Raw genomic sequence first — 9,005 nt, 5'->3', positions numbered from 1 at the left:
GCATCTTCCTCGGGTCTCATTGGCATGCAAATGCAGGGGGCGATGGCCATATTCGCAGTTAATTTAAAACGAATCATGACCTTAATGAAAGAAAAAAAGTAAAAAAAGCATAAGAAAAAGGCGACTTTCCGTTCAAAATTGAACGGAAAGTCGCCTTTTTTCGTTTCACATATGTTTTACGGAATGAAAAACGTAAGTTTTTCAGTGCCCTCCTTACAAGGTAGCACTTTTTATTATTTTACTGCATGAGCCTTTTGCATTTTTTTAATTAATCGAATTTGTCCGCGATGATTGATTTCGTCTTCAAAGACGTGAAACCATTTGAAAAAGTTGTTTGCTGGTTTGTCATACCAAAACGGTGTCGTTTTATATAGCCATTCGTCAGGTAGTGATTGAAACGTTGCAATCGTTTTAGTACGAACTTCTTGTAACGTATTTATGTAGTAGTCTATAGGATGATTTTTAATCGTTTGACGTCCAAGATCACCTAATTCAACCCCTGGTAACCAGCGTTCTAATTCAGTTTCTGTTGGCTCGCGATCTTCAAAAGTATGAATTTGATAGTAAAATTCAATTGCGGCCATATGGTATAAAAGCATACCAATGGAATTTGCCTCATCATCGTACAAATAATCGAGTTCTTCAACTGTTAAGTCTTGTACAGCTTGCATTGTTGTATAGCGAGCATAATTCATCATAGAAACAAGTTTTGAGAATTCCATGTTTAATCCGTCCATCTTATCAATTACAAAATTCAATAGAAATACCTCCTAATAAATAATCTCTTCAGAGAAAGATTTCTCTACACAGAAAGAAATTCCTGTTAAATAAAGAAGAAAAAACTCCTTGTGTTAAAAGAAAAAATCGTTACATAGGGGACAGATTAACCAATAACAATAAGATCGCTATTAGCCTGTGTAACTACTTCATGACCATCTTTTGTAATGACAATATCATCTTCAATTCTACAACCGCCCCAGCTAGGGATATAAATACCTGGCTCGACAGTAACAACCATGCCTTCTTGCAAAATAGCTTTACTTTCTTGTGATAATCGAAGAGGTTCATGAAGTTCTAATCCAAGACCATGGCCGGTAGAATGACCGAAGTATTCACCGTAGCCGTGATCTGTAATATGATTTCTTGTAACATCATCAATCGTTTTTGCGGAGATACCTGGTCTAATTGCTTCGGTTCCTCGTTTTAATGCTTCTAATACAATACTATATATCTTTTCAAATTCTTTGGAGTAACTTCCAATCGCGACAGTACGTGTTAAATCAGAGCAATATCCATTGTAGAGTGCACCGAAGTCTAACGTAACCATATCTCCATTTTCAATAATTTTATTTGTAGCAACGCCGTGAGGGAGAGAAGACCGGACTCCGGAAGCTACAATAATGTTAAATGAGGAGGAAGAAGCACCTTGTTTTCGCATGAAAAATTCTAATTCATCTCGAACGTCAAATTCAGATACACCGGGTTTTAGAAAACTCGTAATATGCTGAAATGCCTGATCCGCAATGTTAGCTGCGATTTTAATTGTTTCAATTTCAGATTTCTCTTTAATGGTACGAATGGTTTCGATTAGTTCGCATACTTGTACAATGTCGCTGCTCACATATTTCTTTAATGCCATGTATTGCTTTAAAGTTATGTCGTTTTCTTCGATTCCTAATTTTTGGATGTTTAATTTAGTTACTTGATCTGCAATCTCCTGTTCTATGTTTCCTTTATGCATAATGATTTCCGCTTGTTGTACCTGTGCTTTTGCTTGATCTACATAGCGAAAATCTGTAATAAATACAGCTTCCGTTCCGGATAGTAACACGACTCCAGCGCTACCTGTAAATCCAGTTGCATACTGGCGATTTTCCTTTTTGGTAATAAGTAATCCGTCTATTCCGTATTGATGTAGTTGTTCTTGAATTTTTTTTATTCGTAAAATCATTTTGACTCCTCCTTTTCACATGCTTATATAAAGCAAGAATTGTGCCAATATTTTTAGGTGAAAGGCTGTGCTTTAAAAGAATATGTGGGACATAATCTGTTGGATAGGGAAAGCGATGTTTCGATTTGTAAGATGTCAAAAAATATAGACAAATAAGAAGTTTATGTGTCTATATTTTTTGGCATAGGAATCTGTGGTGTCTATTTTTCTATATTGCTAAGAGCAAGTGTATACGTAAAAAGAGGTAATCACGATATCCAATGAATCGTGATTACCTCTTTATTACGTTTTAAGCTTTTAATTTCATCACTGTATCAGCATCTGGCGTTACATACAATGTTTGTTGATTATCATATGTAACAAATCCAAGTTTGGCACCGCTCGGTTTTTTGACATGACGGATCTTTGTAAAATCGACCGGAACAGAACTAGAATCCTTTGCTTTACTGTAATAAGCAGCAAGTTTGGCAGCCTCTAATAAAGTTTCCTCAGCAGGTTCCACAGAGCGGATAACAACGTGAGATCCAGGTATGTCTTTCGTATGTAACCAAATTTCATCACGGCGTGCAAACTTTGTTGTTAAATAGTCGTTTTGTTTATTATTTTTGCCAACTAAAATTTCTGTTCCATCGCTAGCGATATATTTATCTAATACTGGTTTTGTCGGTTTTTTCTTTGCGTTTTTCGCTTTACGGTTGCGTATATAACCTTCTTCAGCTAATTCTTCGCGAATCTCTTCAATATCTTTTGCAGAAGCAGCTTCCATTTGTTGAAGGAGGCTATCAAAGTAAAGGATTTCTTCATTCGTTTTTTCAATTTGTTCTTCCACAATTGCGACAGAATTTTTGGCTTTTTGGTACTTTTGAAAATAACGTTGTGCATTTTCTGACGGTGTTTTTAGCGGATCTAACGTGATTTTTACAGTTCCACCATTTTCATCATAGTAGTTAACAACTTCAATTTCTTTGTCACCTTTTTTTAATGCATACATGTTAGCTGTAAGGAGCTCACCGAATAATTGATATTTACCCGCTTTTCCAGCGTCCTGTAATGTTTTTTCTAGTTTAATTAATTTTTTTTCGTTCTTTGTTTTTTCATTGTGCATAAATCGTTCTAAATCGTGAGCTTGTTGTTTGACACGATCACGTTCTGCTTTTCCAAAGAAGAAACGATCCAATAATTCGCTAACGGATGGAAATGCTTTCTCATCACCTTTTAAGTGAGTGAGAGGGAAGAGATAAAAGAATTCTTTCCCATTCGCTGTTATCATCGTTGGTGTATATTGATGCACCTGCAGTGGTTTTTGTAATGAGAAAAATGCTGCTGATAATGCATTTTCATTTACTAGACCCGCTTTTTTTACAACTTCTTTTGCAAATAGTGGAGAAATCCCCATAAACGCTCCTACAAGTTGCTTATCCATATTTCCCGATAAAAAGTCTAGCGGTTTAATAAATTCATATTCTGTTTCAATCTGCAGTGGGTTGATTTTATGCTGCGCTGGTGGTGCAACATATTCTGCACCAGCATATACAGTACGATGGCGATTTACTGCCAAAGAAACATGTTTCAAGCTATCTAAAATAACATTTGTTTTTGTATCTACTAAAATGATGTTGCTGTGGCGCCCCATTATTTCAATTACTAATGTTTTTAATGATTCATCTCCAATTTCATTACGACTCCGGATTGTAATTTGAATAATACGCTCTAAATCGATTTGTTCAATATTTTCAATAAATCCACCTTCTAAATGTTTGCGAAGTAGCATACAAAACATTGGGGGGAGGGCGGGTGAATCATAACTTTGGTTGGTAAGATGCACACGTGCATATGTAGGATGTGCTGAAAGAATCAGTTTTTGATTTTTTCCGTTTGCTCGAATATGTAATAAAATTTCATATTTTGAGGGTTGATATATTTTTGAAATTCTTCCCGTTTGAAGAGAATTTGCAATTTCATGTGTAATCGCTCTTGTAAATAATCCATCGAATGCCATTATGAACACTCCTTTCTAACTAAAAGTTAATTATAGCATTTTTTTGGACGAGGCTGAATAAGCTTTCATTAGAGTATGTCTGCAATCAGGAGGTCGATAGCGAGATGAATTGGTATGAGATGCGTGCGCATGAAGTAGAGGAAAGAACGAATACGAATGTGAAAATAGGACTTTCAGAGCAAGAGGCAGAAGGACGATTAAAGAAACTTGGTCCAAATGAGTTACAGGAAGCAAAAAGGCCTTCTGCACTCCTTGTATTTTTGGCGCAGTTTAAAGATTTTATGGTACTTGTTTTGTTTGGTGCGACAATCATTTCAGCTTTTTTAGGAGAGTATATTGATTCGGTTGCAATTGTCGCAATTGTTATTATCAATGGTGTTCTTGGCTTTTTTCAAGAAAGAAAAGCAGAAAAATCATTGGAAGCTTTGAAAGAATTAGCTGCCCCGCAAGTAACGGTTTTACGAAATGGGAAATGGATGAAAATACCATCTAAAGCACTTGTCCTTGGGGATATCATTAAATTTTCTAGCGGCGACCGTATTGGTGCTGATATTCGTCTTGTTGAAGCATCGAGTTTATATATCGAGGAATCGGCTTTAACGGGAGAATCTGTACCTGTTCAAAAGAAAGTGGAAGCATTAGGCGGTCAAAATGTTGCGATTGGTGATCAAAAAAATATGGCATTTATGGGGACGATGATAACACGGGGTTCCGGGGTCGGAGTAGTAGTAGCTACAGGGATGAATACGGCTATGGGACAGATTGCAAATCTGTTGCAAAATGCAGAGCAGATGGAAACACCGCTGCAAAGAAGGCTAGAACAACTTGGAAAAATCTTAATCGTTGTCGCTCTTATTTTAACAGCACTTGTTGTATTAGCTGGTGTATATCAAGGTAATGAAGTGTACCATATGTTTTTAGCTGGTGTTTCGCTTGCGGTTGCGGCAATTCCAGAAGGGTTGCCAGCTATTGTTACAGTTGCTTTATCACTTGGTGTACAGCGTATGATTAAGAAGAGAGCGATTGTACGGAAATTGCCAGCTGTAGAAACGCTAGGGTGCGCTTCGGTTATCTGTTCAGATAAAACAGGAACGATGACGCAAAATAAAATGATGGTGACACATATGTGGTCAGGCGGTGAATTATGGAAGGTAACAGGTCAAGGGTATGAGCCAACTGGATCTTTTATGAAGGAGGAAAAGAATATTGATCCAGCAGCTACTAAATCGCTTTATCAATTATTAACATTTGGATGTCTATGTAATCATGCTAATATTATTAAAAAGAAAAAAACGTATGTGTTAGATGGAGATCCTACAGAAGGTGCACTCGTTGCAGCAGCAATGAAAGCGGGAATATCACGTGAAGCACTAAAGGGGAAATTTGAAATTATTCATGAATTTCCTTTTGATTCCACGCGTAAAATGATGAGTGTTATTGTTCGTGATCGCGATGGTAAAAAGTTTGTTGTTACAAAAGGTGCACCAGATGTTTTGTTACAAATGAGCCAAACCATTTTATGGGGAAATAAACAGCAGCCTTTAAGTGAACTGTACCGAAAAGAAGTGCAGGCAGCTATCCATAGCCTTGGCAGTCAGGCACTCAGAACAATTGCAGTTGCGTTTAAGCCGTTAAAAGTAACAGATTCAATTGAACATGAACGAGAAGTAGAAAGAGATTTTATGCTTGTTGGAATCCAAGGAATGATAGATCCACCAAGACCAGAAGTGAAACAGGCTGTACAAGAGTGTAAAGAAGCAGGTATTAAAACGGTAATGATTACGGGAGATCATAAAGTAACGGCAATGGCTATCGCAGAGCAGTTAGGAATTTTGCCGCCGAATGGGCGTGTTGTAGAAGGTGTAGAATTAGCAAATATGTCTGTAGATGAACTAGAGGATATTGTAGAAGACACCTATGTATTTGCACGTGTATCCCCTGAACATAAATTAAAAATTGTAAAATCTCTTCAAAATAAAGATCATATTGTAGCGATGACAGGTGATGGAGTGAATGATGCTCCTGCTATTAAAACAGCCGATATTGGGATAGCAATGGGGATTACAGGGACGGATGTAGCCAAAGAAGCTTCCTCTCTTGTATTGTTAGATGATAACTTTGCTACGATTAAATCTGCAATTAAAGAGGGCCGAAATATATATGAAAATATTCGGAAATTCATTCGGTATTTATTAGCATCCAACGTCGGAGAGATTTTAGTTATGTTATTTGCGATGATGCTGGCACTACCACTTCCGATGGTTCCAATTCAAATTTTATGGGTAAATTTAGTAACGGATGGATTACCAGCAATGGCATTAGGATTAGATGCAGCTGAGGGAGATGTAATGAAAAGAAAGCCACGACATCCGAAAGAAGGGGTATTTGCTAGAGGACTTGCTTGGAAGATTGTAAGCCGAGGCTTTTTGATTGGTACAGTAACCTTACTTGCATTTATTATTGCGTATAATCAACATCCGAATGAATTGAAATATGCACAAACAGTAGCGTTTGCAACACTGGTGTTAGCGCAGCTTATCCATGTATTCGACTGTCGTAGTGAACATTCTGTATTCCATCGCAATCCATTTGGTAACATGTATTTAGTTGGAGCGGTGATCATTTCCATATTGTTGATGCTTGTGGTGATTTATTATCCACCATTACAACCGATATTTAGTACACTGCCGATTCAGGCGAGAGATTGGTTATTAATTGTAGGTTTATCCTCCATTCCAACATTCTTGTTAGTTGGTTCCTTACTGACAGGGAAAAAGGAGAAAAAGAAAAAGAAAAAGCCTTTGTTGTATAAGAAAGGGATAAACTTGAAATAGTCAATGATATGAAAATGTGATATAATTTACAAAAGGTAGTAGAGTTGCATCTCTATTACCTTTTTCATTGAGTTATTTCATGGCGTGGATGTGATAAAGATGATTTCTAGTATGACAGGATTTGGAAGGTCAAAGGTAGAAAACGATGCTTTTCAAATTACAGTAGAAATGAAGTCAGTGAACCATCGTTTTTTAGAGATGAACATTCGACTTCCGAAACAAATGATGGTTTTTGAAGATAAAATTCGTAAGATCATTGCAGAACAAGTTCGCCGCGGACGTATTGAAGTGTCCGTTAGCATTACAGGGGAAGGACTTGTCGAAAGAAAATTAAGTGTGAATTGGTCGCTTCTCAAGCAGTACAAATCCATTATGGAAGACGTAAAAACAAAGTTTCAATTACAAGATTCCATTACACTTCAACAACTAATGGGAATGCCAGAAGTAACGGCAATTGAGGAAATGGAAAATGTAAATGAACAATTTGAACAAAGTTTATATGAGGCTGTTCGCCAGGCTGCTTGTATGTTAAAAACGATGAGAGATGACGAAGGAGAACGATTACATAAAGATATAGCATATCGTTTACAAGAAATTCACAATTGTGTAAATGCGATTATCCCGCATGCTCCAATTGTAATTCGAAAATATCGTGAACGATTGGAAAATCGCTTGAAGGAATTACATAATCAGGATTTAGATGAACAACGATTGTTGACAGAAGTAGCAATGTTTGCAGAGCGTTGTGATATTCATGAAGAATTAGTTCGTTTGCAAAGTCATTTAGATCAATTTCATGAAGCACTTGAGATTACAGAGCCTGTTGGGAGAAAAATGGACTTCATCGTACAGGAGATGCATCGTGAAATTAATACGATTGGTTCTAAGGCAAATGACTTAACAATTTCAAAATATGTTGTAGAAATGAAAAATAACCTTGAAAAAATTCGTGAACAGGTACAAAATATTGAGTAGCTGTCAAAAAATATATAGAGTTATACGTGATGGAGAAATCGGATAGACTTACTAGGAGGCGCAAACTATGGCCATGCGGTTTTTAAATATTGGATACGGGAATATTGTATCTGCTCATCGAATTATTGCTATTGTAAGTCCGGAGTCAGCTCCTATCAAACGAACGGTACAGGAAGCGCGTGAACATAATGCGTTACTTGATGCTACGTATGGGAGAAAAACAAGGGCGGTTATTGTTATGGATGATGGGCATGTTGTATTAAGTCCAATTCAGCCAGAGACGATTGCACATCGTTTGAATAATAAAGAAGATTTAAGTGAGGAAGGGTAGGTTTTACATATTTATGAGAAGTAGAAGAGGGTTGCTCATCGTTCTTTCAGGACCTTCTGGCGTTGGAAAAGGGACAGTTCGAAAAGAGTTGTTCAGCCATGAAGATACAAAATTTCAATACTCTATTTCAGTGACAACACGTAAGCCGCGTGAAGGCGAAGTGGACGGTGTGGATTATTTCTTTAAAGAGAGAGAAGAGTTTGAAGAAATGATTCGTAACGAAAAGCTACTTGAGTGGGCGGAGTTCGTTGGAAACTACTATGGAACACCGATTGACTATGTTGAAAAGACATTGCAAGAAGGAAAAGATGTGTTCTTAGAAATTGAAGTGCAAGGAGCAATTCAAGTGAAGAAAGCTTTCCCAGAGGGTGTATTTATCTTCCTAGCTCCTCCAAGCCTATCAGAATTAAAGAACCGAATCGTAGGTCGTGGTACAGAGACTGAAGAGGTTATTGAAAATCGTTTAACTGTGGCGAAAGAAGAAATCGAGATGATGGACGCTTATGACTATGTTGTAGAAAACGATAAAGTAGAAATGGCTTGTGAACGCATTAAAGCAATTGTGGTTGGTGAACATTGCCGCCGCGAAAGAGTAGCAAAATATTATAAGGAAATGACGGAGGGTATATAATATGTTAAATCCATCAATTGACTCATTACTAAAAAAAATCGATTCTAAATATACATTGGTAACGGTAGCGGCAAAACGTGCTCGTGAAATGCAACTTGCTAACAATTGTGTTATTGAAAATCCTGTTTCTCATAAATGTGTGGGTAAAGCATTGGAAGAAATTGATACAGAAGTATTAAGCTATGTACCAAGCGAAGAGAAAATATCTGAGTAAGACGTTCTTTTCGACAAAAGAAAACATAGACTTTATAATTTTCTATGTAACGGTAACAACCTATTTACAA

Annotated in this window: 8 protein-coding genes; 5 read left to right on the top strand and 3 right to left on the bottom strand. The window is 37.0% G+C overall.

The window, feature by feature from the left end:
* Positions 1-233: 233 nt before the first annotated feature.
* The 3 genes from ACIQ7L_RS17515 to ACIQ7L_RS17505 all read right to left on the bottom strand — a co-directional run bounded on the left by ACIQ7L_RS17515 (position 234) and on the right by ACIQ7L_RS17505 (position 3,950).
* Positions 234-758 carry a DinB family protein gene (locus ACIQ7L_RS17515; RefSeq protein ID WP_400570747.1) on the bottom strand — a complete coding sequence of 175 codons (525 nt, stop codon included), beginning with the start codon at positions 756-758 and terminating at the stop codon, positions 234-236.
* Between the two features lie 125 nt (positions 759-883).
* Positions 884-1,951 carry a M24 family metallopeptidase gene (locus tag ACIQ7L_RS17510; protein ID WP_400570746.1) on the bottom strand — a complete coding sequence of 356 codons (1,068 nt, stop codon included), beginning with the start codon at positions 1,949-1,951 and terminating at the stop codon, positions 884-886.
* 289 nt (positions 1,952-2,240) lie between these two features.
* The gene (locus ACIQ7L_RS17505) at positions 2,241-3,950 is read right to left on the bottom strand and encodes an Rqc2 family fibronectin-binding protein (protein ID WP_400570745.1); all 1,710 of its coding nucleotides are present in this window, start codon (positions 3,948-3,950) and stop codon (positions 2,241-2,243) included.
* A gap of 104 nt (positions 3,951-4,054) precedes the next feature.
* Here ACIQ7L_RS17505 and ACIQ7L_RS17500 point away from each other — a divergent pair, with 104 nt between their 5' ends.
* The 5 genes from ACIQ7L_RS17500 to rpoZ all read left to right on the top strand — a co-directional run bounded on the left by ACIQ7L_RS17500 (position 4,055) and on the right by rpoZ (position 8,935).
* Positions 4,055-6,784: a calcium-translocating P-type ATPase, SERCA-type gene (locus ACIQ7L_RS17500; RefSeq protein ID WP_400570744.1), complete on the top strand. Its 2,730-nt coding sequence runs from the start codon at positions 4,055-4,057 to the stop codon at positions 6,782-6,784.
* 99 nt (positions 6,785-6,883) lie between these two features.
* Positions 6,884-7,759, top strand: coding sequence for a YicC/YloC family endoribonuclease (locus ACIQ7L_RS17495; RefSeq protein WP_400570743.1), 876 nt, complete (start codon positions 6,884-6,886; stop codon positions 7,757-7,759).
* Positions 7,760-7,826: 67 nt separating this feature from the next.
* Positions 7,827-8,090 (top strand): extracellular matrix/biofilm regulator RemA, encoded by a 264-nt coding sequence (gene remA / locus ACIQ7L_RS17490; RefSeq protein WP_001251456.1) that lies wholly within the window; start codon positions 7,827-7,829, stop codon positions 8,088-8,090.
* Between the two features lie 13 nt (positions 8,091-8,103).
* Positions 8,104-8,721: a guanylate kinase gene (gmk, locus tag ACIQ7L_RS17485; protein WP_097895145.1), complete on the top strand. Its 618-nt coding sequence runs from the start codon at positions 8,104-8,106 to the stop codon at positions 8,719-8,721.
* Position 8,722: 1 nt separating this feature from the next.
* Complete coding sequence (rpoZ, locus tag ACIQ7L_RS17480; RefSeq protein ID WP_400570742.1) at positions 8,723-8,935, top strand: DNA-directed RNA polymerase subunit omega; 213 nt, start codon at positions 8,723-8,725, stop codon at positions 8,933-8,935.
* Positions 8,936-9,005: the final 70 nt, after the last annotated feature.

It is taken from the genome of Bacillus sp. NPDC094106 (assembly GCF_044764345.1).
GTDB lineage: Bacteria > Bacillota > Bacilli > Bacillales > Bacillaceae_G > Bacillus_A.
Note: the sequence above shows the minus strand (reverse complement) of the source record. Positions and strands in the feature narration are given on the sequence as shown.

What these genes read in the sequence shown, in the direction of transcription:
- ACIQ7L_RS17510 (WP_400570746.1), bottom strand. Translation starts at nt 1,951, where the DNA reads ATGATTTTACGAATAAAAAAAATTCAAGAACAACTACATCAATACGGA.
- ACIQ7L_RS17505 (WP_400570745.1), bottom strand. Translation starts at nt 3,950, where the DNA reads ATGGCATTCGATGGATTATTTACAAGAGCGATTACACATGAAATTGCA.
- ACIQ7L_RS17500 (WP_400570744.1), top strand. Translation starts at nt 4,055, where the DNA reads ATGAATTGGTATGAGATGCGTGCGCATGAAGTAGAGGAAAGAACGAAT.
- ACIQ7L_RS17495 (WP_400570743.1), top strand. Translation starts at nt 6,884, where the DNA reads ATGATTTCTAGTATGACAGGATTTGGAAGGTCAAAGGTAGAAAACGAT.
- remA (WP_001251456.1), top strand. Translation starts at nt 7,827, where the DNA reads ATGGCCATGCGGTTTTTAAATATTGGATACGGGAATATTGTATCTGCT.
- gmk (WP_097895145.1), top strand. Translation starts at nt 8,104, where the DNA reads ATGAGAAGTAGAAGAGGGTTGCTCATCGTTCTTTCAGGACCTTCTGGC.
- rpoZ (WP_400570742.1), top strand. Translation starts at nt 8,723, where the DNA reads ATGTTAAATCCATCAATTGACTCATTACTAAAAAAAATCGATTCTAAA.